The sequence below is a fragment of the Bacillus sp. PDNC022 genome (assembly GCF_016919285.1).
Lineage (GTDB): Bacteria > Bacillota > Bacilli > Bacillales > Bacillaceae > Bacillus > Bacillus safensis.
Map to the genome: position 1 here is coordinate 406564 of NZ_CP070345.1, position 25986 is coordinate 432549.

The 25986-nt window shown below is 39.3% G+C and carries 34 protein-coding genes and 1 pseudogene; 23 read left to right on the top strand and 12 right to left on the bottom strand.

Annotated features, from left to right (window positions below):
• Positions 1 to 11: 11 nt before the first annotated feature.
• Positions 12 to 1433 (top strand): L-arabinose isomerase, encoded by a 1422-nt coding sequence (araA, locus tag JVX94_RS02105; protein WP_205184439.1) that lies wholly within the window; start codon positions 12 to 14, stop codon positions 1431 to 1433.
• A gap of 81 nt (positions 1434 to 1514) precedes the next feature.
• Positions 1515 to 2855: a sugar porter family MFS transporter gene (locus JVX94_RS02110; RefSeq protein ID WP_048238949.1), complete on the top strand. Its 1341-nt coding sequence runs from the start codon at positions 1515 to 1517 to the stop codon at positions 2853 to 2855.
• A 41-nt stretch (positions 2856 to 2896) separates the two neighbouring features.
• On the opposite strand, the gene JVX94_RS02115 is transcribed toward JVX94_RS02110, so the two are convergent.
• Positions 2897 to 3109 carry a hypothetical protein gene (locus JVX94_RS02115; RefSeq protein WP_024427922.1) on the bottom strand — a complete coding sequence of 71 codons (213 nt, stop codon included), beginning with the start codon at positions 3107 to 3109 and terminating at the stop codon, positions 2897 to 2899.
• 250 nt (positions 3110 to 3359) lie between these two features.
• Here JVX94_RS02115 and JVX94_RS02120 point away from each other — a divergent pair, with 250 nt between their 5' ends.
• On the top strand, positions 3360 to 3638 hold the full coding sequence (locus JVX94_RS02120) for a spore coat protein (protein ID WP_048238948.1): 279 nt from the start codon (positions 3360 to 3362) through the stop codon (positions 3636 to 3638).
• A gap of 38 nt (positions 3639 to 3676) precedes the next feature.
• Here JVX94_RS02120 and JVX94_RS02125 read toward each other — a convergent pair whose 3' ends face one another.
• The 5 genes from JVX94_RS02125 to JVX94_RS02145 all read right to left on the bottom strand — a co-directional run bounded on the left by JVX94_RS02125 (position 3677) and on the right by JVX94_RS02145 (position 7572).
• Positions 3677 to 4345, bottom strand: coding sequence for an ATP-binding cassette domain-containing protein (locus tag JVX94_RS02125; protein WP_144471160.1), 669 nt, complete (start codon positions 4343 to 4345; stop codon positions 3677 to 3679).
• Positions 4338 to 4883 (bottom strand): hypothetical protein, encoded by a 546-nt coding sequence (locus JVX94_RS02130; protein WP_034280043.1) that lies wholly within the window; start codon positions 4881 to 4883, stop codon positions 4338 to 4340. The genes JVX94_RS02125 and JVX94_RS02130 overlap by 8 nt, the downstream gene beginning before the upstream one ends.
• Positions 4884 to 4904: 21 nt before the next feature.
• Entirely contained in the window at positions 4905 to 5444 is a 540-nt protein-coding gene (locus tag JVX94_RS02135; RefSeq protein ID WP_223251007.1) for a stage II sporulation protein M, read from the bottom strand.
• Entirely contained in the window at positions 5407 to 6327 is a 921-nt protein-coding gene (locus JVX94_RS19500) for a hypothetical protein (protein ID WP_240193789.1), read from the bottom strand. The genes JVX94_RS02135 and JVX94_RS19500 overlap by 38 nt, the downstream gene beginning before the upstream one ends.
• Positions 6328 to 7245: 918 nt before the next feature.
• Positions 7246 to 7572 (bottom strand): uberolysin/carnocyclin family circular bacteriocin, encoded by a 327-nt coding sequence (locus JVX94_RS02145; protein ID WP_095409078.1) that lies wholly within the window; start codon positions 7570 to 7572, stop codon positions 7246 to 7248.
• A 261-nt stretch (positions 7573 to 7833) separates the two neighbouring features.
• Here JVX94_RS02145 and JVX94_RS02150 point away from each other — a divergent pair, with 261 nt between their 5' ends.
• The 7 genes from JVX94_RS02150 to JVX94_RS02180 all read left to right on the top strand — a co-directional run bounded on the left by JVX94_RS02150 (position 7834) and on the right by JVX94_RS02180 (position 12219).
• A complete protein-coding gene (locus JVX94_RS02150; protein WP_240193790.1) occupies positions 7834 to 8400 on the top strand; it encodes a GNAT family N-acetyltransferase in 567 nt (188 codons plus the stop codon).
• A gap of 16 nt (positions 8401 to 8416) precedes the next feature.
• Positions 8417 to 8971: a delta-aminolevulinic acid dehydratase gene (locus JVX94_RS02155; RefSeq protein ID WP_144471159.1), complete on the top strand. Its 555-nt coding sequence runs from the start codon at positions 8417 to 8419 to the stop codon at positions 8969 to 8971.
• Positions 8972 to 9130: 159 nt separating this feature from the next.
• The gene (locus JVX94_RS02160; RefSeq protein ID WP_205184443.1) at positions 9131 to 10534 is read left to right on the top strand and encodes a polysaccharide deacetylase family protein; all 1404 of its coding nucleotides are present in this window, start codon (positions 9131 to 9133) and stop codon (positions 10532 to 10534) included.
• 107 nt (positions 10535 to 10641) lie between these two features.
• On the top strand, positions 10642 to 10833 hold the full coding sequence (locus JVX94_RS02165) for a hypothetical protein (protein ID WP_048238943.1): 192 nt from the start codon (positions 10642 to 10644) through the stop codon (positions 10831 to 10833).
• A gap of 279 nt (positions 10834 to 11112) precedes the next feature.
• Complete coding sequence (locus tag JVX94_RS02170; protein ID WP_205184445.1) at positions 11113 to 11538, top strand: NUDIX hydrolase; 426 nt, start codon at positions 11113 to 11115, stop codon at positions 11536 to 11538.
• Positions 11539 to 11573: 35 nt separating this feature from the next.
• Entirely contained in the window at positions 11574 to 11990 is a 417-nt protein-coding gene (locus JVX94_RS02175; protein ID WP_144471149.1) for a hypothetical protein, read from the top strand.
• Between the two features lie 25 nt (positions 11991 to 12015).
• Entirely contained in the window at positions 12016 to 12219 is a 204-nt protein-coding gene (locus JVX94_RS02180; protein ID WP_144471147.1) for a DUF3986 family protein, read from the top strand.
• A gap of 22 nt (positions 12220 to 12241) precedes the next feature.
• On the opposite strand, the gene JVX94_RS02185 is transcribed toward JVX94_RS02180, so the two are convergent.
• The 3 genes and pseudogenes from JVX94_RS02185 to JVX94_RS02195 form a co-directional block, all read right to left on the bottom strand.
• On the bottom strand, positions 12242 to 12724 hold the full coding sequence (locus tag JVX94_RS02185) for a DinB family protein (RefSeq protein ID WP_205184447.1): 483 nt from the start codon (positions 12722 to 12724) through the stop codon (positions 12242 to 12244).
• A 630-nt stretch (positions 12725 to 13354) separates the two neighbouring features.
• Positions 13355 to 13741: pseudogene (locus JVX94_RS02190) on the bottom strand (sigma-70 family RNA polymerase sigma factor); the annotation flags it as partial.
• 33 nt (positions 13742 to 13774) lie between these two features.
• Positions 13775 to 14434, bottom strand: coding sequence for a hypothetical protein (locus JVX94_RS02195; RefSeq protein WP_095409072.1), 660 nt, complete (start codon positions 14432 to 14434; stop codon positions 13775 to 13777).
• A gap of 308 nt (positions 14435 to 14742) precedes the next feature.
• Between JVX94_RS02195 and JVX94_RS02200 the strand changes: the two genes are divergently transcribed.
• The gene (locus tag JVX94_RS02200; RefSeq protein WP_205184450.1) at positions 14743 to 15264 is read left to right on the top strand and encodes an Imm6 family immunity protein; all 522 of its coding nucleotides are present in this window, start codon (positions 14743 to 14745) and stop codon (positions 15262 to 15264) included.
• Positions 15265 to 15330: 66 nt separating this feature from the next.
• Here JVX94_RS02200 and sigK read toward each other — a convergent pair whose 3' ends face one another.
• Positions 15331 to 16059: an RNA polymerase sporulation sigma factor SigK gene (gene sigK / locus JVX94_RS02205; protein ID WP_034738387.1), complete on the bottom strand. Its 729-nt coding sequence runs from the start codon at positions 16057 to 16059 to the stop codon at positions 15331 to 15333.
• A gap of 221 nt (positions 16060 to 16280) precedes the next feature.
• On the opposite strand from sigK, the gene JVX94_RS02210 reads away from it, so the two are divergent.
• The 4 genes from JVX94_RS02210 to JVX94_RS02225 all read left to right on the top strand — a co-directional run bounded on the left by JVX94_RS02210 (position 16281) and on the right by JVX94_RS02225 (position 19352).
• Positions 16281 to 17402: a response regulator aspartate phosphatase gene (locus JVX94_RS02210; protein ID WP_095409070.1), complete on the top strand. Its 1122-nt coding sequence runs from the start codon at positions 16281 to 16283 to the stop codon at positions 17400 to 17402.
• A 168-nt stretch (positions 17403 to 17570) separates the two neighbouring features.
• Positions 17571 to 18311, top strand: a complete 741-nt coding sequence (locus JVX94_RS02215; protein WP_095409069.1) for a polysaccharide deacetylase family protein — start codon at positions 17571 to 17573, stop codon at positions 18309 to 18311.
• Between the two features lie 84 nt (positions 18312 to 18395).
• Positions 18396 to 19124, top strand: coding sequence for an SGNH/GDSL hydrolase family protein (locus JVX94_RS02220; protein ID WP_240193791.1), 729 nt, complete (start codon positions 18396 to 18398; stop codon positions 19122 to 19124).
• Between the two features lie 78 nt (positions 19125 to 19202).
• Positions 19203 to 19352 (top strand): hypothetical protein, encoded by a 150-nt coding sequence (locus tag JVX94_RS02225; RefSeq protein ID WP_162842499.1) that lies wholly within the window; start codon positions 19203 to 19205, stop codon positions 19350 to 19352.
• Between the two features lie 135 nt (positions 19353 to 19487).
• Here the strand turns inward: JVX94_RS02225 and JVX94_RS02230 are convergent, their stop codons facing one another.
• Positions 19488 to 19628, bottom strand: a complete 141-nt coding sequence (locus JVX94_RS02230; RefSeq protein ID WP_003217327.1) for a sporulation histidine kinase inhibitor Sda — start codon at positions 19626 to 19628, stop codon at positions 19488 to 19490.
• Between the two features lie 361 nt (positions 19629 to 19989).
• On the opposite strand from JVX94_RS02230, the gene JVX94_RS02235 reads away from it, so the two are divergent.
• Genes JVX94_RS02235 through JVX94_RS02270 form a run of 8 tightly spaced genes read left to right on the top strand, consistent with a single transcriptional unit; the run spans position 19990 to position 25008 of the window.
• Complete coding sequence (locus JVX94_RS02235; RefSeq protein ID WP_008356191.1) at positions 19990 to 20511, top strand: YqeG family HAD IIIA-type phosphatase; 522 nt, start codon at positions 19990 to 19992, stop codon at positions 20509 to 20511.
• 2 nt (positions 20512 to 20513) lie between these two features.
• Positions 20514 to 21614 (top strand): ribosome biogenesis GTPase YqeH, encoded by a 1101-nt coding sequence (gene yqeH / locus JVX94_RS02240; protein WP_095409067.1) that lies wholly within the window; start codon positions 20514 to 20516, stop codon positions 21612 to 21614.
• Positions 21615 to 21635: 21 nt separating this feature from the next.
• Positions 21636 to 22478: a shikimate dehydrogenase gene (gene aroE, locus JVX94_RS02245; protein ID WP_205184452.1), complete on the top strand. Its 843-nt coding sequence runs from the start codon at positions 21636 to 21638 to the stop codon at positions 22476 to 22478.
• Entirely contained in the window at positions 22472 to 22762 is a 291-nt protein-coding gene (yhbY, locus tag JVX94_RS02250; protein WP_008342507.1) for a ribosome assembly RNA-binding protein YhbY, read from the top strand. Before aroE ends, yhbY begins: the two co-directional genes overlap by 7 nt.
• Positions 22763 to 22775: 13 nt before the next feature.
• The gene (locus tag JVX94_RS02255) at positions 22776 to 23345 is read left to right on the top strand and encodes a nicotinate-nucleotide adenylyltransferase (RefSeq protein ID WP_205184454.1); all 570 of its coding nucleotides are present in this window, start codon (positions 22776 to 22778) and stop codon (positions 23343 to 23345) included.
• Positions 23335 to 23898, top strand: a complete 564-nt coding sequence (yqeK, locus tag JVX94_RS02260; protein ID WP_111291689.1) for a bis(5'-nucleosyl)-tetraphosphatase (symmetrical) YqeK — start codon at positions 23335 to 23337, stop codon at positions 23896 to 23898. The genes JVX94_RS02255 and yqeK overlap by 11 nt, the downstream gene beginning before the upstream one ends.
• A gap of 13 nt (positions 23899 to 23911) precedes the next feature.
• Positions 23912 to 24268, top strand: coding sequence for a ribosome silencing factor (gene rsfS, locus JVX94_RS02265; protein WP_003217467.1), 357 nt, complete (start codon positions 23912 to 23914; stop codon positions 24266 to 24268).
• Positions 24265 to 25008: a class I SAM-dependent DNA methyltransferase gene (locus JVX94_RS02270; RefSeq protein WP_205184457.1), complete on the top strand. Its 744-nt coding sequence runs from the start codon at positions 24265 to 24267 to the stop codon at positions 25006 to 25008. The genes rsfS and JVX94_RS02270 overlap by 4 nt, the downstream gene beginning before the upstream one ends.
• Before the next feature lie 48 nt (positions 25009 to 25056).
• Here the strand turns inward: JVX94_RS02270 and comER are convergent, their stop codons facing one another.
• Positions 25057 to 25905: a late competence protein ComER gene (comER, locus tag JVX94_RS02275; protein ID WP_024423047.1), complete on the bottom strand. Its 849-nt coding sequence runs from the start codon at positions 25903 to 25905 to the stop codon at positions 25057 to 25059.
• Between the last annotated feature and the right edge of the window lie 81 nt (positions 25906 to 25986).

Genomic DNA, 25986 nt, shown 5'->3' on the forward strand with positions numbered 1-25986 from the left:
GAGGGATATCTATGTTAACAAGTCAGAAAAAAGAATTTTGGTTTATCGTTGGGTCACAGCATTTATATGGTGATGAAGCACTGCAAAAAGTAAAAGCAGATGCACAAAAGATGACGGATGCTTTAAATGAGAGCGGTTTACTTCCTTATCCAGTGATCTTGCAGGACCTGGCTGTCAGTGCCGATCAAATTACAAAGCTTATGAAAGAGGTCAATTATCGCGATGAAGTTGTCGGCGTGATGACGTGGATGCATACATTTTCTCCAGCAAAAATGTGGATACGCGGCACCAGCCTTTTGCAAAAGCCTCTTTTGCACCTTGTCACACAATATTATGAAAAGATTCCGTGGGACACGATCGACATGGACTATATGAATCTCCATCAATCCGCACATGGAGACAGAGAATATGGCTATATCAATGCACGTTTAAATAAACAAAACCAGATTGTGACCGGTCATTGGTCAAAGCCTGAAGTGCAGCAGCAAATTGCTGATTGGATGGATGTTGCGGCTGCCTATCATGAGAGCTTTCACATCAAAGTAGCCCGGTTTGGCGACAACATGCGGCATGTGGCTGTGACAGAAGGCGATAAAATCGAAGCGCAGATTCAATTAGGATGGACCGTTGATTACTTTGGAATAGGCGATCTCGTCGAATATGTAAATGCAGTAGAGGAAGAAGAGGTAGATGCATTATTTGCTGAGTATTTAACGCAATATGATGTAAATTATGGAACGTATTCCGTTGAAGAGTGGGAAAGAAGTGTCAAGGTGCAGGCGCGATATGAGATCGCCATCAAACGTTTCTTAGATGAAGGCGGCTATAATGCCTTTACAACAAACTTTGAAGATTTACATGGGATGAAGCAGCTGCCTGGACTTGCGGTACAGCGGCTGATGGCAAAGGGATACGGCTTTGCTGGGGAAGGTGATTGGAAAACGGCCGCACTGGACCGCTTATTAAAAGTGATGAGCCATCATCAATCCACTGGTTTTATGGAGGACTACACATATGAAATGACGTCTGGGCAGGAAGCAGTGCTGCAATCTCATATGCTCGAAGTAGATCCAGCGCTCGCCCATACAAAACCCGTCATTGTCGTGTCTCCACTTGGAATCGGAAACCGGGAAGATCCGGCACGTCTTGTATTTGATGGAAAAGCAGGCGAAGGTGTTGTTGTTTCCATTGCTGATTTTGGAACACATTTCAAATGGCTTATACAAGAAGTCGAAGCCTTTGAGCCAGAGGAAGCAGCACCTCATTTACCAGTTGCACGTGTATTGTGGAAAATCAAACCGAATTTTCAGGATGGCGTCAAAGCATGGATTAAAGAAGGCGGGGGCCATCATACAGTCGTGTCTCTCAATTTAACGGTTGATCAAATTGTTCATTTTGCAAAGCTTGTCGATGCAGAATATGTGGTTTTATAGAAGGGGGAAAGGTCTTCTGCTGGTTACAGTGGAAGCACTGGGTGAAATGAAAGCGGTTTATTAAGTGAGGGGGTCATCCACTTGGAGAAAAAAGTGTCAAGTAAATTTATCTTCTTTTTCGGGTCCTTTGCGGGCATCTTGTTCGGATATGATATTGGTATTATTGCAGGGGCAGAAGGACATATTCAGGAAGAATTCCAGCTCAGCCCATTATGGCTTGGAATCGTTGTCTCTTCATTAATGGGTGGGGCGATTATCGGCTCCATTTTAAGCGGTCTGTTAGGGGATAAATTTGGTCGTAGAAAGCTCATTTTGGTCTCATCCGTTATCTTTTTTGTCGGAGCGATCGGATCTGCTATCGCACCAGAAGAGATTTCATTAACCATTGCACGTATCTTTTTAGGGACAGCAGTAGGAACAGCCTCATCATTGGTTCCGGCTTATATGTCTGAAATCGCTCCTGCTAAAATCCGTGGGAAATTATCTGGACTCAATCAGCTCATGATTGTAACTGGTCTATTGCTCAGTTATATTGTCGCATTTGTGTTTGAACCCATTCCGGACAGCTGGCGCTGGATGCTGGGAAGTGCCGCTTTATTTGCGATCGTGCTTTATATTGGCATGCTGAAGCTTCCTGAATCTCCGAGATATTTGATTAAACACGGCATGGCTCATAAAGCACGGGAAGTATTAGGATCACTGCGTTCTTCCCGTGAAGAAATCGAATCAGAAATGCAGGAGATTTTAGAAGTGGCCAAAGAAGAACGCTCGGGTATTCGTGAATTGTTTCAAAAGAAATTCAGAATGGCTCTTTTTATCGGGGTTGGGATGGCGACACTTCAGCAAATTCAAGGCGCGAACTCCATTGTCTATTATGCAACGAGTATCGCTCGGAATGTTGGTCTTGCGCCACAGGTCGCCGCAGGTTTTACAGTCATCGTCGGTGTCATTTTTGTCGTCACGACCGTGATCTTTTTACAATTTGTTGACCGCTTCGACCGCCGAACGATTCTCACTGTAGGGGGATCGGGCATGGCTCTTTCTTTCTTTGCTCCCGCCGCATTAGGTGCACTTGGCGTCAGTGAAGGAATTTTAAACTGGGTGACATTGATTTCACTTTGCTGCTTTATTTTGTGCTACGCCTTCTCGTGGGCACCGATCACGTGGATCATCATCGGCGAAATTTTCCCGCTATCTGTCAGAGGTATCGGCGCAGGTATTTCATCTGCCTTTAACTGGACGGGATCGTTAGCCGTTGGACTCGTGTTCCCTATCCTGGCAGACAAATTCAGCTTCGGGGTCATTTTCTCCTCATTTGGTGTCATCTGCTTAATCGGGCTGTTATTCACCCGATTTGTGCTAGTCGAGACAAAGGGAAGAAGCTTAGAGCAAATCGAAACCGATATGGCTGCACGTGTATAAATCAAAGAAAACCATCTATCCCATGCGGGTAGATGGTTTTTTTACTCAAGCGTCTGTTTGAGCTCATTTGGCAGTAAATCAATCAATTGATCATAGGAAGACAAATCCAGCACTTCAAGCAGCGCGTAATATTTCGCGTAAATTTCACTCAGTTGATCAGGATGATTTGTTTGATATTGATTCAGATGCAATTGAGTTAGTTCAAGTGCAATGTCTAGCTTGTTTCGTTCGAATGGCTGTGTCGTGTTGATCATATCGTTCACCTCTTATTTGATGATGAGTAGAAAAAATGCAGTGAATAAAAAGAGCTTATGTTTTGTTTTCATGGACGTTCTTTCTTCTCAATATATCATTTGTATAATATGTTAAAATTGCCCTTTTGTAAAGAAAGAGAAAACGAGGTCGATAGTGGATTTTTTAAAAAATAGACAAGCATCTAATCACGAAAGATGCCTCTGACATACGATAGAGTGTAAGTGAAAGACAACTTGAAGGGGTGTTGAGATGAGCCGAAATCGATTAGATGATTTCTTCTTTGGACCTCGCAGAGAAGAAACGGTTGTTTTCCCCACGCGTCAAATTGTCAAAACAAGAACGAATGAACAAACGATCAGAAAAATTCATCCAACGCATATCACAAACGTCAATAAAAACATTAAAAGAATAGAAAACTACTATCCTGTCACTGAATCGACTCACAACGAGTATATTGTAGAAGAATACGATTGCGGCAGTGATATCAAAAACCCTTGCTGCCGTCCGGTGAAGCGCTGTAAGTGGTAATGAAGGGGGCATCCTTTTATGGGATGCCTTTTGTAAGTCTAACGTTCCATTTCATTTAATTGTCCCTGATCCAGCTGGAAGAAACGATTTCCTAATTCTGAATAAAGGTAGCGCTGATGGCTTGTAAATAAAACACATCGATGTGAGAACTCTTTTTTTAATAAAGAAATCGATTGTATTTGAGAGGCTTCATCAAGAGAGGTAAAAGGCTCGTCAAGAATGATCAGCTCTGGAGATCTTGCCACCATACAATTAAAGAAAAGTTTATATCTCATGCCCAATGAATATTGTTTGACAGGCATTTTTAGGGCATGAGTTAAATCAAATGCATCACAAAGCGATAGAAAGGTCTCTTTATATAAAACCTTTTCCGACTTTTTCATTTTCCATAAAGACTGGATAAGCTCCATATGCTCGAAACCAGTGAGCGCATCATAAACTAAAGGTTTATCTGGAATGTACGCTACCAGACTTTTATATTGAGCGGTTCCAGGGTGATGCTGCTCGTTAAGTAAAATCGATTCTGATGCTGAAGGAAGCAGACCTGCGATGATCTTTAAGAGTGTCGATTTACCGCTGCCGTTCTTTCCAATAATACAAGCTCGATCATTTTCTTTCAGATCAAATGACACATGATCGAGAAGGGGAGAAGTCTCTTCTGTTGTTTCATAGCGAAAAGATAGCTGAGACACTTGAAGTTTAGCCATTGATGAATCCTCCAATAACAAACGCAGTAGTCACCAGCATATACAAGATCACAGTTGCTAAGGCAGCTTTTTTTGATCCTTCAGCATAGTAAATAATTCCATCATAAAGGATGCGTAAAAGATATAAGTTGAATAAGAAGGAAACTATTTGAATCAAGAGAAAATAGTGATCTAATTGTAACACCATCACACAATAGATCGCTGCACTATTCACTAATAAAAGAAATGCATTATAAACCAAAATAACAAGATACATTTTGCGTAAAATAAAAGCTTTATGAAAAAAATACATATAAATAGAAGTTAGGACAGTACTGAGAAAATTTAAAATGAAATAAAGCGGGATTGTCAGCAAAAAGATAAAAACAATGCTGGCAAGTTGTTTCCCAGTGGATAAAGGTTCATCTACTAACAAATCAATAATAAAAAATGTTAAAAAAACAGTCGACACAAATAATGATAGTAAGACAAGGCCTACAATGGTTTTAATCGATTGATTCTGATTGAAAAATTGCTTAGGTCGTAGAAGTAGCTCCATGGAACCACATTCTCCTTTCTTCTATGGTAGATGTACATGGCTAACGTATTGCTCTAAAAGAGATGCTATGAATAAGAGAACGGCTGCTGCAAAAATCAGTTGAAGCACAGTTAGGATCAGTTTTTTTAATTCAATTGTTTCTCCTTTTATAAATCGATAAAGATAAATAAAAGGATAAGAGCTGACGATTGAAAACAGAATTAATCCAAGAACTTCTATGAAAGCATGAGGCAGTAGTCCTGTGAATAGCTGCTGCGTTTCGTGATTGACAATCAAATACTGAACGAGTTTGCCGATAATGTAGCCGTTGTAAAAAAGAATGCCTGCAGACATGATGCCGCCTGTAAAAGCTCCAATGCCCAATATCGCCATTCCTACTTGTAAATTGTTTAAGAAAATAGATAGAAAAAACATCTCTTCATCTTTTTTAAGATAAGGAATCTGATCATAAGGAAGAAGGCTTCCGATTAGCACAGCTGCAATAAAGATAGCAGCGTAGAGGTAACCGAGGCGTAGAATCAGTCTATTCTCCGATATAAAACATCTTATTTTTTTCAACATATTCAATCCCTTTATAGATGGTCTTGCGGCATAACACCCAGCAAATTACTGAAACGATCACAAAATATAAAGCAAACAGAACGCTTATGAGACTTGTAGAATGCTGCAAAATAGGTAGAAAAGAGGTCAAGATCATATAGTACATGAAAGGCAACACGAGAAAATTCCTTGCAAAGGCTTGTCCTTTATCGATAACTTCTATTTCTTCATTGGTTGTCCCTATTTCATGCTCGTGAATAAAATTGAATTTCGTTGTGAATGGAAACAAATACAACTGAATCAATGGAAAAATGAAAAAGCCAATCCCCAATGCCACCAATTGAATGAGTATCTGAACATCAAAAAGGTGATATACACTCATGATTGATAGATTAATGAACAGTAGAAAGAGTGACGGTATGGAAAATAAACAATAAAATAACTGGATTTTTGATAAGAAAAATTGCATAAGAGATGTTTGAGAAAGCTCATAGAGCCAAATATTCTTTTTTTCAGCACTCAAAGAAAATATAGAAGGGGTCAGCATTCTCATTTCATATGTTTGATTAGCTAAAATCATCACATTTAATGTGAATAATAGCTGAATTTGCAAGGCTTGATGATCAATAAGCGAGATCAAACCGGTCATAACCCCGACATAGAAGAAGGCTTCATACGACATGAACATATAATTAAAAAACTCTTTAGACAGCAGCCACCTTTTTTCTTTTAGCACCTTAAGGTCTTTTTGAATCAGCATATTCTTTTGAAACAGCGAGCTCTGAATTTTATCAAGTGCTTGAAAGTACCAATAAAATAAATCTCTAAAATGTTTTGAGCTTTGATCATGCTCTTTTCCAGTCGGAATCCAGCGAACAGGGGTCTTCATGACGAGTGTTGCCACTAATATCACCACGAGAAATGTGACAGGTGAAGTAAAAAGCGCTAGAAATTGTAGAAATACCGAATCCTGTGAAAATAAAGCATGATGGATTTGTTGAAGATTATTCTGATATAAAGACATCAAGTTGTTTGAAAGTGTAATCCAAAACGCATCTTCTGCAAGCGAAGAAATTGATTGAAAAAGTTGTCGGAAGGTGTGATAAAAAGGGAAAATAATGTTCGATATTAGAACCCTTCCAAATAAGAAGAAAAGTAAAGAGATGCTTGCGAAAAAAATAACACGAATGATCCCAATTTTTTTTACGACAATGTTATAGATGTAAGCACCAAATATCTTATTGCTGACCATAAAAAGTAAGAAGCCTGTCAATATAACATTGAGATGCTTCAACCAGAATATCCAGTCATGTGTTTGAGCAATGAAATATTGAAAGAGAAAATAGATCAAATAAGTACTCAAGCTCGTAAATAGTAGCCATACCAACTCAGAAAACAAAAGCGTTTGAAAAAGGTGTCTCGCGGAAATAGGTGCAAGCTGTATCAACTCTTCAAAAGGAAGAATATGTGTTCTTCTATAAGATTCAATTCCTTTGACAATAGAGAAAAGGAACAAAAATATCACAAAAGCACTTTCCCATTCTATTTGATAGACCGGGGAGTAAAGATATGAAGAAATAACGAATACAATCAGGCATCCGAATAAAATATCAAGGATGCAAGAAAATAATATGTATTGTTTAGAAGAAAACGATTTGAAAAATGGAACCCTGCGTATTATAAACTGAGCTAGATTTGAATATTGTTGTTTCATTCTAATTGATAGAAGTAGTGATAATAATGGATATAACATCTTCTCACCTGCATAAAAATTTAAATAGAAGGAGAACAAAGTCTCCTTCTATTGGGTCATAAAATTGAATTACCAAGCAATAACAGCTTTACGGCCTTTTTTCTTAATTTCGTTTTTAAGGTACTGGCGAATTGTCTCTTTACCAGCCGCTGCAATGAGAGAAAGACCACCTGATCCTACAGCAGTTAAAATGGAGATAATTGTTGTAACAGCCCCGCCCGCTTCAACCACGTTCAGAACAACTGCTGCAACACTGCCTGGAATACCAAATTCTTTTGCTAGATCAGCAACGGGCAGCATTTGTAGCGAGAAGGAAAAAAGAGCTAGCATAAGGAATCCTACTGCTAAAGCACCAAAAAGAACATGTAGTTTGATTTCGTTTTTTGTTTCTGTCATATCAAATTCCTCCCTTTTTTGTATTTTTATTACTATGATATCTTAAGATATCTTTTAGTTCACCGCAATCCTTTTTTTTCATTTTTTTCATGAATTAGTTATAGATTAATATAAATAAAGTGAAAAGATAAGTGAGAAAAGAATCGTTTTTGCTAGAATAAAACACGTAAACATGATCGGAAATACCTTGTTTTTACAGGTGGGGAAGCGAGTCTAATTTGCATATAGATAAAGAGATATGTGCAGAGGGGCCAATATCTTTTGATCAAAATCTCCTTTCAAGATAAAATTAGAAGTATCCATCATTCTTTTGGAGGCGATTTTCTGAATATTCGATTGTTAACACCAGATGATACTGAAGAATATGCAGCACTCAGACTAGAAGCACTGCGATTAAATCCAGAGGGCTTTGCAATGAGCTATGAGGAAGAGCCAATCAATATAGCGGATAAATATAAAGCGCGTTTTGCTTCGGCGAATTCTATGTGGACATTTGGCGCCTTTCATCATGAACAGCTTGTGGGGGCAGTCACGCTCATCCAAGAATCCTTGCAGAAGTTAAAGCACCGAGCGAATCTGACAGCGATGTATGTAACACCTAGTGCACGCGGAGAAGGAACAGGCCAGGCCTTGATGACAAAAGTTCTTTCCTTTGCGCGAGAACGGCAGGATATCGAGCAAATATATTTATCGGTGGTGACAACTAATCACTCAGCCAAACGCCTCTATCGCTCTGTTGGATTTGAGTCGTACGCTGTCGAAGAAAAAGCGCTAAAATGGACTGATACATATGCAGATGAGGAAAAAATGGTTTTATTTTTATCATAGTCTGGAGGAGATAGAAGTGGATCAACAAGCCATGCGCATCACATTAGCAGCAGGACCTAATAGTGAGCTGGAATCTTTTGCACTGCGTGCAGCACTTGAAAACTTCGGCGCGAAAGTCGATATGCATTGGATTGGAAGACCAAATGACCTGATTCATTTGTTATCTGGTAGAAATAGAGGAGAAATAGATTACCTTCTTTTATCGTTTCACGGTGAAGAAGGAGCATTTATCATGCCTGAATTAGGGGAAGATGTATACGAAGATGAGGAGCCTAGAGATACTGCTTTTGGAGCGGATGAAATCAAGCAGTATGCCTTTTTAAAAGGAATTCATGTCATCTCTACAGGCTGCACACTAGGAGAGAAAAATCTAGCAGATGCTTTCTTAAATGCAGGAGCTACATCTTATACGGCACCGGACGATTACATCGATGGGAATGCAGCATTTATCTTTGTGCTGACCATGCTGTACGAGCTCATGAACAATACAAAGACGGTCAGAGCAGCATTTGATCGAGCGCGTTCCATTGATGAAGAAACGAAATTATTTCAACTATATATGCAAAAGTAATCAAAGGACTGAGAAATCAAGTCCTTTTTTTATTCCTCTCTAAAAATGTGTCTAAAATGTGACAATTGTGTGATTTGCAAACTAAAAAGGGGGCATGCAAAGTCTATCCTACAAACACACGTCATTCAGGCATGACGGCATCACGAGAGGAGAATCATTGTGTCAATTAAATGGAAAGTCAGTCTCGTCCTATGCGGACTTGCGATGATTATCGGAATCGCTGCGTTTTATCATAATCAGCAGGCAAGCGGGACAGAGAAAAAGAAGGTAGAACCGGATGCGAGCTATAAAGAAGTTGAAATTGTGACCCTCGTGAATGACGGGAGATACTTGAGATATGCTGTGAACTATCCTGTGTTTCATCAAAAAAAGCTAGATCAAGAGATGAAAAGATTTGCAGAAACAGCGCTGGACAAATTCAAAACATCATTTAGTGAAGCAAGCGATGTCGATGAAGATCATCGATACGAATTAAACATAGATTACGTGATTACTCATTATGCCAAACAAACCGCTGCGATCAAATTCAATACATATGAATTGAAAGGCGGAGTAAAAGGCGCACATGAAACGAAGATTTTCAATTTTGATTTCAAGAAACAGCAGTTTTTATCGATAGATGATCTATTTTTATCAAAAAAAGAAAGTCTGCAAAAACTGTCTCAAATGACATTTGAGGAGTTGAAAAAAGATCGCTCTCTTGCTGAAAACGAGCATTTGCTCAAACAAGGAACGTCTCCTAAGGCAGAGCATTATCAGTATTTTGCCATCAAAGATCGTTTTATTGAATTCTATTTTCCAGCAGGGCAAATTGCACCAGACAATAAGGGCCCTCAAGTGCTGGCGATTAAGAAAACACTGCTTAAAGGAATGTTAAAGCCAGAATACATCAATAAAGAAAAGAACAAAAACGAGAAAAAAGAACCGATCGCAAAAAGAAAGATCGTAAAACTTCCAAAACAGGGAGTATTCAACCCAAATCAAAAAGCCATTGCCCTTACATTTGATGATGGACCAAATCCATCAACGACTTCAAAAATCTTAACAGCTTTAAAAGAAAACAAAGGACATGCGACATTTTTTGTATTAGGAAGCAGGGTTCAATATTATCCCGATATGCTAGGTGAGATCAGAAAAGGTGGAAATGAAATCGGAAATCATACTTATAACCACCCTTTACTCACAAGACTCCCGATAAAACAAGCTATCAAACAAGTAGAAGATACGCAGCAAATCATTGAAAAAGCAGGCGGGTTCACACCGATTCACTTTAGACCGCCATATGGTGGAACAAACGGGCAGATCAACGCGGCTGTCAACATGAAAGTCACACTTTGGGATGTAGATCCTGAAGACTGGAAATATCGCAACAGCCAATACGTCGCCAACTACATTCTCACACATGCGTCTAGCGGAGAAACCGTCTTAATGCACGACATCTATGACACCTCTGCAAACGCGGCTGTCACGATCATCAAGGAATTGACCAAACAAGGATATCAATTACTAACAGTATCGGAGCTTGAGCAGTGGAAGGAAGCACGGGCGAAAAAGGTGAATTGAATACGTAAAAAAGATGCGAGTCTTAGTGGATTCGCATCTTTTTTAAAGTTAATTATGAAAATAAAGGGAAAATATGTTAAAGTGATTGTAGAAAGGGAGGGCTTCGAATGGTGTTGATGAGGTTGATCAGCATATATATGCTGACAGCGTTTAGTTTGGCATTTGTCATAAACTATGTACCTGGTTTGATGCTGCCCATCTATATTCTTGCGATGATTGGGCTCATTTTATGTCTCGGTCATATTGCACTCCATTATATTCGGCGAATTAGATATATGTTGTTTGATGAAAAACGATAAGATTTCTCCTATTGAAAAACCTCCTGCTAGTTGCACGAGGTGTTTTTTTCGGTATTTGATGTTTTAACAGCTGGTTGATTGTCTCGTTTGACGTCTCAAAAGAGAAACGATATTTCCTGTAAATCCTATGAGTACAATAAGTAAAATGATGATCATCCACATGCTATGACCTCCATTATCATATATCAAGGATACAGTATAATTAGAATGTCTAAAACGAACAGTTCGTGTCATATATTTGGCAATTGATGTGAATGGAGAATGTTGAGGGGGATTCATTTGAAACGAGTAGACGTGGTTTCAGCTATTATTTATGACGAGGAAGAAAATCTATTAACAGTCAAGAATGTAAAGGGATATTGGGAACTTCCAGGCGGTGCTGTGGAAAAAGGTGAACACCTGCAGCAGGCTGTCATCCGCGAAGTGAAAGAAGAGACAGGGTATGTGATCAAAGTAAAGGAACTTCATTCGGTTCGAGAAGCATTCTTTCAAGATAAAAAACATCATGCGCTTATCATTACGTTCTTTGCGGAAATGATCGGGGGAGAGATGAACATTCTAGATCCGGATCAGGATATTGAAGAAGTAAAATGGGTCAGCACTCAAACCTTTCAAAAGCTAAACCCAAAGCTATATCACATGCTAAAATTAAACCAACAAACACAAGCTTTTCATGATTTTGAGGGGAATAGAACAATTGGTTAAATCCAAATTGATATAGGCATGAAGGAGCGATATTGATGTTTTTATACTATGGGCCTACAGGAGCTCCGATAGAAAATCCCGGAGAAGAATTCATGAAAAGAATCTTCTTTCAGGAGGGGGAAGAGTATTGGAAACAAGGTAACGGGGAATCTTCCATTGAGATAGAGGAAGATTGGGAATCTGAAAGTCTAGTTTTCTTTTATACTGAACCGCATGGGTTCTTTATCATCAGATATCCAGATTTTTTAGTCCCTTTTCAAAAGGTAGAAAAGATTGAAACGATCGAGCATTTGGTCGCTGGATCACCATTGTATGTACCATCGTGCAGCTATGTCGATCGCAATCAGGCGTATCAAATCGTTCAACATTTTTTGACGACAAAAAAGGTACCGGACTCTGTTGAATGGGTCGAGTTGAGGAATATTGATTTTCAGCATGATGTGAAAACTTAGGGGAGTAAGGTGAAAGTGTGTACAAATGAAAGATAAGAGTTTAGAAACAGGAAGATGGTTATTGTTTTTTGATCAAAAAAGTTACGGGTTGAATCTCTTAAAGAGTTATGAGGAATACGATCATTTAGGCTTATTCATTGGGGAATATTCAATTGAAGATGCTCAAATCGAAGAGAAAGGTCAGCAATTATTTGAGCATTTTTTAAAAGAAAACAACATAGTGGGATAAATGAATGGATCTTTAACTGACCTTACTTTTCATAAGGATGTACTGATTTTAACTTTCTACCGATAAAATTAGCAGATACAGGTGTTAATTCTTTTTCTCTTGCCCAAACAGAAAGTTGACCGATATGGTGAATTTCGTGGGCAATTATATGATGTAATATTTCATCTTTAGTGTATTCATCTTCATCCCAAGGAACTGTTACCATTCGATCTTGTTTTTCATCTAAATGAGATTTTAAAAATTCAACTATTTCATGTCGTAAAGTCATTGAGAGTGTTTTTACTTTCGCCAGAGTCTTGTAATCATCAAAATCCAATACCACGTCTTTTTTACCCTGAATACCTCGAATCCAACTATATTCAACATCGATAATGTGAAAAAGAGTGTATAAAATACTCCCTACTCCACCTATGCGGTCTTGTAACAACTCTTCTGTTGTTAGTTGATTACACCAGTTAATCCATTCGTCTCTAACCTGCCAGTTGTACTCAAAAAACCTATTCATTATGATCACTCCAAAGTTAAATTGTTTGTTTAATTACTGCTATCTCTGAAAGATATTCTTGTTGAATTAAACGACACAATGTACATGGCCTGGTGTCAGTTTAGAACCAATCATAATATCAACCTTGTTTTCGTAACATGGACCTTTGAAACTGTTACGGTTTATAGGGTCTCTTGCAGCAAGTTGTTCTTTTGGGGAAGCGGTAGTTTGGTAGTTTATCTACAATTACTAAACGTCTTGCTTCTAATATCCCGAATGTTTGTTCTTGTATTGATTATACTAAGCTTTCTGACAGGTATCAAATAACAACATTTAAAATTGATTAGCAAGAATACACGAAGCATTATATTTTATTTTTCGTATTTACATTTTTTAAGCATAAATGCAGAATACAATACTGATATGCAAATCGCTTTGCCATCATTTCCTGCAGCTCTCTAAATAGTGGGGCATGATGAATTGATTTCCTTCATGTCTTAGTTCATGAACATGATCAAAATCTTGCCATTGTTCTTGAGGGCTAAGGTGCCAGCTATTATCAAAAGAAATGCAGCGAGACAGTAGCTTATTGCCGAAATAAAAAACAGACCTCATAAGGTCTGTTTTTGTTAGAAGTTAGGAAGTTTATTTTCATTTCCCTTTCTCCCGTTTCCGTTTTTCCTTCTCCGCCCGGTAAAACTCATGAAACATTTTCATCAGCGCACGCTTCTCAATCCGTGACACATAGCTCCGCGATATCCCAAGCTCTTTGGCTATTTCCCGCTGCGTTTTTTGTTTCTTTAAATCAAGTCCGAACCTGCCGACGATCACTTCTTTTTCTCGGCCGTCGAGGATGTCGATATACTCCTTTACTTTTTCAAGCTCCATGTTGAGCTGAATGGTATCAATTACATCTTCATTTTCAGATTTTAAGACATCAATTAATGAAATTTCGTTGCCTTCTTTATCCTGACCGATTGGGTCATGTAAGGAGACGTCTTTTTTTGTTTTTTTGAGCGCGCGTAAGTGCATGAGAATTTAATTATTAATGTCAAAAGGGGGGTGCAGAATTTAAAAATCGAATTTAACTTTTGCCCCATCATGCAATAATTCAGGTTTGTCATTTAGATAAACATCACTTAAGTGAAGTGTGATTGAACTCAAATCCGAAACATCATCTACCAGTAAAGGAACTACAACCATACCTTCATTTTCGACTTTACCATAAAAAGAACCAACACCTTTATCCGTATACAAATTAGCCGTATTGACTTGGATTTGTTTTTTTGTATTAGTGGTAATAACATCAACACCAGAAAACAAAACATCTTTATCGGAAGTGTTTTCAGTCGTATAAGTAATTTGTATTCTATGATATTTATCTTTTTCATATTGATTATCAGAAAGAAGCTCTTTATCGTCTTCACCTAAATTACTGTATTCAAAAACTTTAACATCTTGTATTTTCATCTTAATAGGACTTAAATCTATTTCTTTTTGTTTGTCGTTTATCTTTTTCAAAGTCAGTGTAGAACCATTTTTATCTTTCTTCCACTCCCCAATCTTTGATAAGCGTCCTGACGTTGGTTTATTCTCTTTTTGTGCTGATTCTTTTGAAGCCTCTTTGCTCGTTTCTTCTTTTTTTGCCGGCTCAGTTGAGCTGTTAGTGTTACCACAAGCAGTTAGAACTGCCATAAAGCATAAGAATAAAATTAGTTTAGCTTTTTTCATTAGTCTGCACCCTTCTAAATACACATTTTAGTAATACAGGAAACATTATAATATAGAAAATATTAAAATGGTGATTTTCGACAAAATTAGACAAAATAATTCATGACTTATAGCATAGGTTTAAAGTCACGAATCGTTCGATAGTGAATTTATATGTAACATTAAAAAGTGCTGCTATTTCATTTGTGAAATTATTATAAGAAGGATTATCAATGATTTTAGTTCCGTTATAATGTCGGCTGCTGATGTTAAAAATGGTGTTACAGAAAAATGTAGTTAAAATGAAAAAATAGGAAAGAGGCTATAGAATGGATTTTATAAATGACCTTAGTGAAGAAGCTAAAGTTGCCCTAGGCTTAGCAATAGTTGAAAAAATCTATACATTCATAGATAAAGAAGATGATGGTTACCACATAGGAGAAAAAGCTTTAGATGATTGTTGGAAATGGCTTTCTGGCAAAGAGTTAAGGGCAGATGATTTATGTAATTATATAGATAGTGAAGATTATATGGATGTAGCTGAGTACGCTAATAAAGAAAAAGATGAACAAAAACAATATGGCTGGTATTCAGTACTAGATGCAGTTTCTTACACAGCGTATCAAGCGTATAGACGAGAAAATAAAAAATTTGTTCCTCAAGTGCTAGAGGTAATAGACGATGAAACATTAATTGTAATGTGGGAAAATGCAATTGAGTCAAAAATGATTGATATGGCTGAATTAAATATCTTGAGAAAATATTTAGTTGATCATTATCCTAGCAAAGATCAAGATAATAACAAACTATATTTAATTAGCAAAGAGGACATCGCAGTCAAGAGACAGTAGCTTAGTGCCAAAATAAAAAACAGACCTCATGAGGTCTGTTTTTGTTAGAAGTTAGGAAATTCATTTTTACTTCCCCTTCTCCCGTTTCCGTTTTTCCTTCTCCGCCCGGTAAAACTCATGAAACATTTTCATCAGCGCACGCTTCTCAATCCGTGACACATAGCTCCGCGATATCCCAAGCTCTTTGGCTATTTCCCGCTGCGTTTTTTCTTTCTTTAAATCAAGTCCGAACCTGCCGACGATCACTTCTTTTTCTCGGCCGTCGAGGATGTCGATATACTCCTTTACTTTTTCAAGCTCCATGTTGAGCTGAATGGTATCAATTACATCTTCATTTTCAGATTTTAAGACATCAATTAATGAAATTTCGTTGCCTTCTTTATCCTGACCGATTGGGTCATGTAAGGAGACGTCTTTTTTTGTTTTTTTGAGCGCGCGTAAGTGCATGAGAATTTCGTTTTCAATACACCGCGCTGCATACGTTGCAAGCTTTGTTCCTTTTCCAGAGGAATAGCTTTCGATGGCTTTAATGAGTCCGATCGTCCCGATGGAGATGAGGTCTTCAGCGTCTTCCCCGGTATTTTCAAATTTCTTTACGATATGGGCGACGAGCCGAAGGTTATGTTCAATCAGCATGTTTCTTGCATGTTCATCGCCCTGTGCCATGAGGGCTAAGTATTTTTTTTCATCATCTCCCGAAAGGGGCTGTGGAAAGGCATTGTTTTTGACATAGGACACTAAAAACACCAATTCTTTGACCATCAATCCCATCGCTGTAAATACTCCTGCCACGATTTTCACCTCCACCATGTTTAGGCCGCTGCCTATATCCTCAAATGTATGTGAAGGAGGGATTGTCTGTGTCTGTACGATGAAAAAATCATGTTTTTCGAAAAATGTTCGTCTCTTTTTACAGCCCCTCTCATATGTTTGCGGTTTCTTTGCGGTGCTTGGCGGTCAAGAAGCGTGCTAAAATATGTAATATTAGACCGAAAAGGAAGGGGTTTTTTCGGAACATGGGGAAGGTTCTATCTTCACATGTAGGTATGAAAATTAATGAATGGTATCGAATGATACGGCAGTTCAGTGTTCCAGATGCGGAAATCTTGAAAGCGGAAGTTGAAGCGGAAATTGAACAGATGGAAGAGGACCAGCATTTACTGATTTATTATCAGCTCATGTGTTTTCGGCACCAAATCATGCTTGACTATATACACCCTTCAAAATATAAACCTTTCTCAGTATCTAATCTAGTCGATAAAATCGAAAACTCCAATCATGAGTTATCTGATATGCTGCATTATTACCATGCATTTTTTCGTGGCATGCATGAATTTAGTCAAAAAGAATATTTAGAAGCCGTCAAATATTATCGAGTGGCAGAAAAGCAGCTGTCCATGGTATTCGATGATATTGAGCAGGCAGAGTTTCATTTTAAAGTGGCAGAAGCCTACTATATCATGAAACAAACACATGTCTCCATGCACCATATTTTAAAGGCGCTGGAAATATACGATCAGCATGATGCGTATACGATTCGCATCATTCAATGTCTCTTTGTCATTTCGGGAAACTATCAAGATTTAAAACGAAAAGACCGGGCACTGCCTCATTTGAAAAAGGCAAAACAGCTAGCATCTCAAATTGATCACCCGCGCATATACAGTTCAGCACTCTATAATTTAGGAAAATGTTATGGCGAGCTGGGCTATAGAGAGGAAGCGGAACGATACTTAACGGAATCTGCTGATCTTGCCCGCAAAGAGCTGCTCCCAACGCTTCCGCATACGCTCTATACGCTGGCGAAGCTGCTTTTTAGACAGAATGAACAGGCGGATGCTCTGCGCATATTAGAAGATGGGAAATTAGCTGCAAAGAAGCATGAAGACCAGCTGTTCTGTCATATGTTTGAGTATCTGGATGCTTTATATGTTCAGGAAATCAATGAAGACCAACTGCAAAAAACCATTGATTATTTGGAAAAACTTAGCCTATACTCTTATATAGAGGATATCTCACTAGAAATTGCGACAGCCTTAGAAGCCTCTCAACAATACAAAAAGTCCAACCAGTATTATCAGAAATTATTATGGGCTCAAAATCAAATCCAAGAAGGAGAGTGTCTGTATGAATTCTAAGCAACGTTCGACAGTTGAAGAGAGAAACCAAACGTGAAACAAAGAGCGGGCCAATATGGCCGGCTTTTTTTATTTGAAAAAGAAGCAGATATCACCATGAAGCTTGTATGAATTGATGAGAAAGCGGGCAATTTATCGGTAATGATGTTCGGTGGAGGAGGCGGTCGAATGAGAGGGCTGCATATCTTGATGTGTATATGGCTGCTATGTGCTTTTGTTCCTAATGAAGTAGAGGCACGTACATTAAAACGAGTCGATCTTGAAAAAACGGGGCGTGCCTTTTGGGACATGAGAGCGGAACGGAAAAAGATTGCGATCACCTTTGATGATGGACCTCATCCAGTGTATACGAATCAAATATTGGATGTGCTGAAGGAGCATCAAGTGAATGCGAGCTTTTTTGTGATAGGGAACCGAATCCATGCATATCCAATGATCGCAGAACGGATTGTGGACGAAGGGAATGAACTCGGCAATCATACAATGAATCATACGTATTTTGACCTTTTGTCGTCAAAGGAGATCAAGCGGGAATTAAAAGAATCAGCGGCTCATATCGCTTCACTCCAGCCTGGCGGTCCCTTATTATTTCGCCCTCCTGGTGGACGCTTAACCATGAAATCATTCCGCATTCTGTCAAAGCAAGGATATGATGTGGTCATGTGGTCCTTTACACAAGATCCGAAGGACTGGTCAAGACCAGGTGCACATAAAATTGCAAGCCGAATTATTGATCATATTCAGGGCGGCGATATCATCCTTTTACATGATGGCGGGGGAAATCGAAAGCAAACGGTAGAAGCATTGAAACAAGTGATTCCTGAATTAAAGAAGAGAGGCTATGAATTTGTAAAAGTAAGTGAGCTGCTGCAACATGACAAAGCATATATGCCCGTTCAACTGCAATAGGAAGCATTCGTCAAAAACAGTCATTCATTGAAACCAAAAGTCTTGTCGTTTACTATATGAAGAGGGCTTTTGGAGGTGAATGTTGTGAAGAAATATGTTTTCCTTTTCATCCTATTATGTGTTGCCGCTGGGTGCTCTAAGCCAGCTCAAGAAAGCGTCATTGCATTTGGTGACAGCAATACAAGAGGATCAAACTGGGACTTTCGAGATTATCCAACATCTGAAAAATGGGTGAATCTCATGAAAAACGTCGAGCGCGGCCAAATTCAAGTGAAGAATGCAGGCATTGGCGGGCAGACGACTGAAGACGCGAAACTGCGCTTTGAGCAGGATATTTTAAAACAGAAACCAACTTACGTCCTCATCATGTTCGGTACGAATGATGCGGCGATTTTAGACGGGAAACATCCCCGAGTGACGAAAAAACGGTTTAAAGAAAATTTATCCTACTTTATTTCTGAAAGTAGAAAAGAAGGCATTACCCCGATTCTCATGACCTGTGTGCCTGTTGTAGAAGGCGGGAAAAAGGGCTTGTATTATTACTCTAGATATAAGTCATCTTATTTTGCCGGGAGAGGCGGGGCAAGAGCTTGGCAAAACTCTTATAATGATATCACGAGAGAAGTAGCGAAGGATGAGCAGGTGCCGCTTGTCGACAATTGGAAAGCTTTCATCCGAGAAGCTGGTGAAGACAGTGATCGAGCTCTGATTCAGTCAGGTTTGATCGACCCTTCTGGCAATCATATGACACCAAAAGGGGCGAGAATTATTTATAACGAAATCAAAGAGCGTGAAGTCATCAAACATTTTTAAATGATGGCCATCCGCCTAAACAAGACCATTCATCCAGCATAGTCTAACAGTATATCTTCCTAGAAGGAGGTAACTGATATGTGGGGATGTCCTTATCCTTACCCTGCGTGTTCGCCTTATCCAGCACAAGGAGCAGGAATCGGTTACGCTTTTCTTGTTGTGTTCCTTGTGGTCATTTTAGTCGTAGGCGGAGGGTTATGGTTTTGGAATGAACAGCCTTGCAATTAAGACACCTCTTCTTTCATCAGAAGGGGTGTTTTTTACGGAAAATAGTAGTAAGCCTATAGCGCAAGTGATATAATATCAGTCACCTGAGTTTAAAAAAGGAGAGTGCTCGGGAGGCATGGTTCCTGTGATATGGAATTAAGAGGAAACAGAGAGCATATGCCCGAGCGAACGTCTTTTCATTTCTGTCTCAATTAATTCAATGAAGTCGCGATTTAAGTTCATTTCATTTGCTTTATAATACGATTCTATAAGTAAATCATCTGACAGCTTTTTCATACTAGAAACCCATATGATGGGAAAAACACCTCCCCTGAAAAAGTTGGCATAAAATTTGAGGAAAAGACATATCATCATAGGTTGATCGACTGTCTTTGAAGTACCTTTAATCTACCATGAATGGGAAACAAGAACAATCGTTCTGTTATCCACATGGTTAAGTGGATAACTTGTGGGTAGAGTGTTTATAATTGAATGAAAGCGTGATGAAATATAGGTGGATAATGTGTGTAAAATTATCCACACCTGTTGAAGGTCCTCATCATATGTCGAAAACTTTTTCATTGTATTCGATAGACAGACAAATTGTGATTTGATTCGACACAATCGCTGAAAACCAATGGAAGAAAGGGTGCAAATTGTGCTAAAGAAGTATTTCTTACCGGATGAATTTGTGAAAAGTATTTTCCACATTTCACCGCAAAAATTAAAAGAACGAAATGTAAAAGGAATTATTACCGATCTAGATAACACACTAGTAGAATGGGACCGTCCAAGTGCGACACCGCGCTTAATTGAATGGTTTCAAGAAATGAAAGATCACGGGATACAAGTGACGATTGTATCGAACAATAATGAAAAAAGGGTCAAGCTTTTTTCTGAACCGGTTCATATCCCGTTTATTTATAAAGCGAGAAAGCCTATGGGAAGAGCCTTTAATAAGGCAGTCGCTGATATGCAGTTGAAAAAAGAAGATGTGGTTGTCATTGGGGATCAGCTCATGACAGATGTTCTTGGCGGGAATCGTCATGGCTTCCATACGATTTTGGTCGTTCCTGTTGCTGCCTCGGACGGATTTTTCACAAAGTTTAACAGGCAGATTGAACGCAGAATTTTAGGAGCCTTAAAGCGTAAGGGCCACATTCAGTGGGAGGAAGAGTAATAATGGAAAAGGTTGTTTGTATTGGCTGCGGTGTAGCCATTCAGACGGAAGATAAAGATCAATTAGGATATGCGCCGGCAGCATCTCTATTGAAAGAAGATGTGATCTGTCAGCGCTGTTTTAGGTTAAAGAACTACAATGAGATTCAAGATGTTTCTTTAACAGAAGACGACTTTTTAAATATATTGCACAGCATTGGAGAGACAGATTCTCTCATTGTGAAGGTCGTTGATATTTTTGACTTTAACGGAAGCTGGATCAATGGACTGAGCCGTATTGTCGGTGGTAATCCGATTTTACTTGTCGGCAACAAAGTGGATATTTTACCGAAATCCGTGAAAAAAGATCGTCTGATTCATTGGATGAAACGGGAAGCAAAGGAAAACGGATTAAACCCTATCGATGTTTTCTTAATTAGTGCAAGCAGAGGCCAGGGCGTACCTGAGGTGATGGAAGCGATCGATCATTACCGCGATGGAAGAAATGTCTATGTCGTCGGCTGTACAAATGTTGGAAAATCAACATTTATCAATCGAATCATCAAAGAAGTATCTGGCGAAGAGAACGTCATTACTACATCCCAATATCCAGGTACTACACTTGATGCCATTGAAATTCCGCTTGATGACGGGTCTGCTTTATTCGATACGCCGGGCATCATCAATCGCCATCAAATGGCGCACTATGTCAGCAAAAATGACCTGAAGATTTTAACGCCGAAAAAAGAATTGAAACCGAGAACGTTCCAATTAAATGAAGCACAAACGCTTTATTTTGGCGGACTCGCTCGATTTGATTACGTAAAAGGCGGCAGAACATCATTTGTCTGCTATATGCCAAATGAGCTGAACATTCACCGTACAAAGCTGGAGAACGCAGATGATTTATATGAAAAACATGCAGGGGAACTGCTGTCACCGCCATCAAAAGAGGGAATGGAAGATTTCCCGCCGCTCGTTCCGCATACCTTTACCATTGATCAGCCAAAAATGGACATCGTCTTTTCAGGTTTAGGCTGGGTCACTGCAAATGATGCGGGTAAGCAAATCAAAGTTTATGCGCCAAAAGGCGTTCATGTGTTTATGAGACGTTCGTTAATTTAAATGTTCAAAGGGGGAGAGACCTTGAAACCTTTATACGGAGTAATCGGAAACCCTGTTGGCCACTCAATGTCTCCGGATATTCATAATGCAGCACTAAAGGATGCTGGAATTGATGGACACTATCATGGCTTTCAAGTAGAAAATGATGCCCTGAAAGAGGCTGTTAGCGGCATGAAAGCGTTAGGAATCAGCGGCATTAACGTCACTGTTCCGCACAAGGTAGAAATCATGCAGTACCTTGACAAAATTGATGTGACAGCTGAACGCCTCGGTGCCGTCAATACGGTGCGGCTCGAAGGGGATCAGCTCGTTGGGTACAATACAGATGGAGAAGGGTTTCTTCATTCATTGCTTGAAGCCTTGGATCAGCCGTTATCAGAGCTGTCATTTCTTCTGATTGGTGCTGGCGGAGCGGCAAGAGCGATTTATACGACAATTGCTCAGTATGCACCGAAGAGCTTTGATATTACGAACCGCACCATTGAAAAAGCTGAAGCTTTAATTGAAAGCGCAGAGGGGAAAATCACCTCTCATGCAATCACATTAAATACAGCAGAAGAGCGGCTTGGGGAATATGATGTCATCATCCATACGACCTCGATTGGCATGTATCCGAATGTTGAAGAAACCCCGATTTCTTTAGCGAACGCAAAAAAAACAGCGGTCGTTTGTGATATTGTGTATAATCCAATAGAAACAAAACTGCTCAGTGAAGCAGCAAGGTTAGGCTTGAAAACAGTAGATGGGGTTGGCATGTTTGTTGGACAAGCAGTAAGAGCCTTTGAACTGTGGACAGGTATCACGCCTGATGCCGGAAAAATGAAGTCAATTGTCATAGAGAAATTAGGAGGAACACCATGTTAAAAGGTAAGCAAAAACGTTTTTTACGTGCACAAGCACATCATTTATCACCTATTTTTCAAGTTGGAAAAGGCGGGGTAAATGACAATATGGTCAAGCAAATTTCCGAGGCGCTTGAAGCAAGAGAACTATTAAAAGTCAGCGTATTGCAAAATTGCGACGAGGACAAAACAGAAGTTGCGAAAGCACTTGTAAAAGGTGCAAAGGCAGAACTCGTTCAAACGATCGGAAATGTGATTGTCCTTTACAAAGAATCTAAGGAAAATAAACAAATTAAGCTGCCGTAAAGGTGGATACGATATGAAAAAAATAGGGTTGTTCGGCGGTACGTTTGATCCTCCCCATAACGGGCATTTGCTGATGGCAAGTGAGGTGCGGACTCAAGTGGGGCTGGATGAAATTTGGTTTATCCCAAACCATATGCCTCCTCATAAAGCAGGACGGAAACGAGCAGATAGTCATCACCGGATAAAAATGGTGGAGGCAGCGATTCAGTCAAATCCGTATTTTCGGCTCGAGCTCATTGAAATGGAGCGGGAGGGTCCGTCTTATACGGTAGATACAGTGGATCTGTTAAAGAAGCGTCATCCAGAAGATCAGTTCTTTTTTATGATAGGAGCGGACATGGTCGAGTATTTGCCAAAATGGCATCGGATCGACGATTTGCTTCAAATGATCACCTTTATTGGGATGAAAAGACCGGGTTACGTTGGAAATACGGCATATCCGCTTTTATTTGCAGATGTTCCAGCTTTTGATGTATCATCGACATTGATTAGGCAGCGAATAGAGCAGGGAATACCTGTTGATTATTTGATTCCGAAAGCTGTTGAGCGTTATATAAAGGAGCATCATTTATATGAATCGTGAAGAAGCATTGAACTGTGTCAAAGAACAGTTAACAGAGCATAGATATACACATACACTTGGAGTCATGGAGACAGCCATTTCATTAGCGGAACGGTTCGGTGCAGATGTGAAAAAAGCAGAGATCGCCGCTATTTTTCATGATTATGCGAAATTTAGGCCAAAGGAAGAAATGAAGGGGATTATCGAGCAAGAGCAGATGAACCCTTTATTGCTTGAATATTCGCCTGAGCTTTGGCACGCCCCGGTTGGTGCCTATTTGGTCAAAAAAGAAGCTGGAATTGACGATCACGATGTGTTAACAGCCATTGAATTTCATACTTCCGGCAGACCAGACATGACTTTACTTGAAAAAGTCATTTATGTCGCAGATTATATAGAACCAGGACGTCATTTCCCTGGTGTCGAAGAAGTAAGGGAGTTAGCAGAGCATGATCTAGATCGTGCACTGATCCAATCATTAAAAAACACCATCAGTTTTCTAATGAAAAAGAATCAGCCAGTCTTTCCAGATACGCTTGCTACTTACAACTCGCTTGTGCATAAGAACAACTAAGGAGGAATTTTGGATGGATTCATCATCAATTTTAAACGTCGCAGCAGGAGCATGCGATGATAAACGGGCTGAGGATATTATTGCCCTTAATATGCAAGGAATCTCACTTGTTGCAGATTATTTTCTTATTTGTCACGGGAATTCTGATAAACAAGTGCAAGCCATTGCAAGAGAAGTAAAACATCTTGCAGAGGAAAGCGGAATCGAAGTGAAAAAGATGGAAGGCTTTGATGAAGCAAGATGGGTATTGATTGACCTAGGTGATGTCATTGCCCATGTGTTCCACAAAGAAGAAAGAGGATACTACAATCTAGAAAAGCTATGGGGAGATGCGCCGAGAGAAACGCTTTCACTTGGCATTAACTCATGATTTATCAAGGGTTTGCAGGTGTGTATGATGAGCTCATGACACATGCACCTTATGATGAATGGGTTCAGTGGATCCAGCAGTATATTAAACCGAATGCTGCCATCATCGATGTAGGCTGTGGAACTGGAGAGATTTCTCTTCGGTTAGCTGAAAAGGGCCACAAGGTTACAGGAATTGACCTTAGTGAAGAAATGCTGGCCTTCGCGCAGCAAAAAGCGCAAACGAAAAATCAGTCGATTCAATTTTTGCATCAAGATATGAGAGAGGTTACAGGCTTTGAACAAGCCTTCCAGGCAGCCGTTATTTGCTGTGATTCCTTGAATTACTTAAAAAACGAAAATGACGTCAAAAAAACCTTTAAAAACATGTTTCAGCTTTTAGAGGCAGATGGGGTTTTACTTTTTGATGTTCATACGCCTTATAAAATGGAAGAGGTATTCCCAGGTTCAACTTATGCAGATCAAGATGAAGAGATCAGCTATATTTGGCAGAGCGATAAAGGGGATGACATGTATTCGGTCATTCATGATTTAAGCTTTTTTGTAAAGGACGGAGACATGTATCAGCGTTATGATGAGACACATGAACAGCGCACATTTTCATTTGAAACATATGCAGCTTTCCTTGAGTCCGCTGGCTTTGAACAGATAGAAGTGACCGCTGATTTTACAAATGAAGCCCCCGGTGAATTCGCCGAAAGATATTTCATCTCAGCTAAGAAACCAAAAACCATCGTTTAATAGAACGATGGTTTTTTAAAACCCTTTTTTCGCTTATTGCAAAGATGATTAATTTCTGCGATCATCAGTGAACACACTTGGTGGATATTGATGTGCAACCGCTTCTAAATCTTCATCGAATTTTTCATGGGTATTTTGAAAGAGCCGGTGAAACATATCTTGCACACCTGCTTCAAGTGCTTTAATGCCTTCACCAGTGACGCCGCCTTTCACACATACTTTGTCTTGCAGTGTTGGAAGGGTATAGACTCTTTTTTCAATCAAACGGCCAAGTCCAACAAGCATATCCTCTGATAAGGTGGTGGCTTCTTCTTTAGAAATATCTGTTTCTTCTACGGCCGCTTCAATCATTTTCTGAACGAGAAAACTGATAAAAGCAGGTCCGCAGCTGACAATATCGGAAGCCGCTCTTGTAATCGAATGATGGATCTCAATTGGTGTTGAAATGCACGAAGCTAACTGTCTTAAAGCTGTTTTTGTCGCGGCATTGCATGATGAACCAAAAGTTAAAAGAGATGCACCTGATAAAGCGCGGTTTGTAATGCTTGGAATCAGCCTGGCTGTTTGACAAGGAACGATATCCTGGAGCTGTTCAGGATGCACCGGACTTGTAATGATGACAATGGTTTGCTGCTCCGTTAAAAGAGGGCTCAGCTCTTTTAAAAGTGGATAAATATCAAGTGGTTTGACACAAACAAAAATGAAATCTTTATTCGTGACAGCACCTGAAAGCTGTTTCGTTACTTCAAGTTCTGGATGGTTCTTTTTTATATTGAACGCTTTTTCAATGGTTCGGTTTGTAATGGTGATCGATGAGGGATTAACTGCTTTTGATTCAATAAATGCCTCAGTAAGTATGGTACCCATGTTTCCTGTACCGATTAACCCTATATTCAAACGTTCTCCCTCCTTAGACGCGTAGGATCTGTTATCTTCTAAACAGTATGTTGAGCAGTAGAAAAATATGATTGAAAGAAG

Bases quoted from the DNA above. Each gene is read 5' to 3' on its own strand.
- JVX94_RS02230 (WP_003217327.1), bottom strand. From the start codon at position 19,628: ATGAAAAAGCTGTCAGATGATTTACTTATAGAATCGTATTATAAAGCA.
- JVX94_RS02135 (WP_223251007.1), bottom strand. From the start codon at position 5,444: ATGTTGAAAAAAATAAGATGTTTTATATCGGAGAATAGACTGATTCTA.
- araA (WP_205184439.1), top strand. From the start codon at position 12: ATGTTAACAAGTCAGAAAAAAGAATTTTGGTTTATCGTTGGGTCACAG.
- yqeK (WP_111291689.1), top strand. From the start codon at position 23,335: ATGAATCGTGAAGAAGCATTGAACTGTGTCAAAGAACAGTTAACAGAG.
- JVX94_RS02270 (WP_205184457.1), top strand. From the start codon at position 24,265: ATGATTTATCAAGGGTTTGCAGGTGTGTATGATGAGCTCATGACACAT.
- JVX94_RS02145 (WP_095409078.1), bottom strand. From the start codon at position 7,572: ATGACAGAAACAAAAAACGAAATCAAACTACATGTTCTTTTTGGTGCT.
- JVX94_RS02180 (WP_144471147.1), top strand. From the start codon at position 12,016: ATGAAAGATAAGAGTTTAGAAACAGGAAGATGGTTATTGTTTTTTGAT.
- rsfS (WP_003217467.1), top strand. From the start codon at position 23,912: ATGGATTCATCATCAATTTTAAACGTCGCAGCAGGAGCATGCGATGAT.
- JVX94_RS02115 (WP_024427922.1), bottom strand. From the start codon at position 3,109: ATGATCAACACGACACAGCCATTCGAACGAAACAAGCTAGACATTGCA.
- JVX94_RS02125 (WP_144471160.1), bottom strand. From the start codon at position 4,345: ATGGCTAAACTTCAAGTGTCTCAGCTATCTTTTCGCTATGAAACAACA.
- yqeH (WP_095409067.1), top strand. From the start codon at position 20,514: ATGGAAAAGGTTGTTTGTATTGGCTGCGGTGTAGCCATTCAGACGGAA.
- JVX94_RS02185 (WP_205184447.1), bottom strand. From the start codon at position 12,724: ATGAATAGGTTTTTTGAGTACAACTGGCAGGTTAGAGACGAATGGATT.
- JVX94_RS02200 (WP_205184450.1), top strand. From the start codon at position 14,743: ATGGATTTTATAAATGACCTTAGTGAAGAAGCTAAAGTTGCCCTAGGC.
- yhbY (WP_008342507.1), top strand. From the start codon at position 22,472: ATGTTAAAAGGTAAGCAAAAACGTTTTTTACGTGCACAAGCACATCAT.
- JVX94_RS02195 (WP_095409072.1), bottom strand. From the start codon at position 14,434: ATGAAAAAAGCTAAACTAATTTTATTCTTATGCTTTATGGCAGTTCTA.
- JVX94_RS02165 (WP_048238943.1), top strand. From the start codon at position 10,642: ATGGTGTTGATGAGGTTGATCAGCATATATATGCTGACAGCGTTTAGT.
- JVX94_RS02215 (WP_095409069.1), top strand. From the start codon at position 17,571: ATGAGAGGGCTGCATATCTTGATGTGTATATGGCTGCTATGTGCTTTT.
- JVX94_RS02255 (WP_205184454.1), top strand. From the start codon at position 22,776: ATGAAAAAAATAGGGTTGTTCGGCGGTACGTTTGATCCTCCCCATAAC.
- JVX94_RS02130 (WP_034280043.1), bottom strand. From the start codon at position 4,883: ATGGAGCTACTTCTACGACCTAAGCAATTTTTCAATCAGAATCAATCG.
- JVX94_RS02210 (WP_095409070.1), top strand. From the start codon at position 16,281: ATGGGGAAGGTTCTATCTTCACATGTAGGTATGAAAATTAATGAATGG.
- JVX94_RS02120 (WP_048238948.1), top strand. From the start codon at position 3,360: ATGAGCCGAAATCGATTAGATGATTTCTTCTTTGGACCTCGCAGAGAA.
- JVX94_RS02225 (WP_162842499.1), top strand. From the start codon at position 19,203: ATGTGGGGATGTCCTTATCCTTACCCTGCGTGTTCGCCTTATCCAGCA.
- JVX94_RS02175 (WP_144471149.1), top strand. From the start codon at position 11,574: ATGTTTTTATACTATGGGCCTACAGGAGCTCCGATAGAAAATCCCGGA.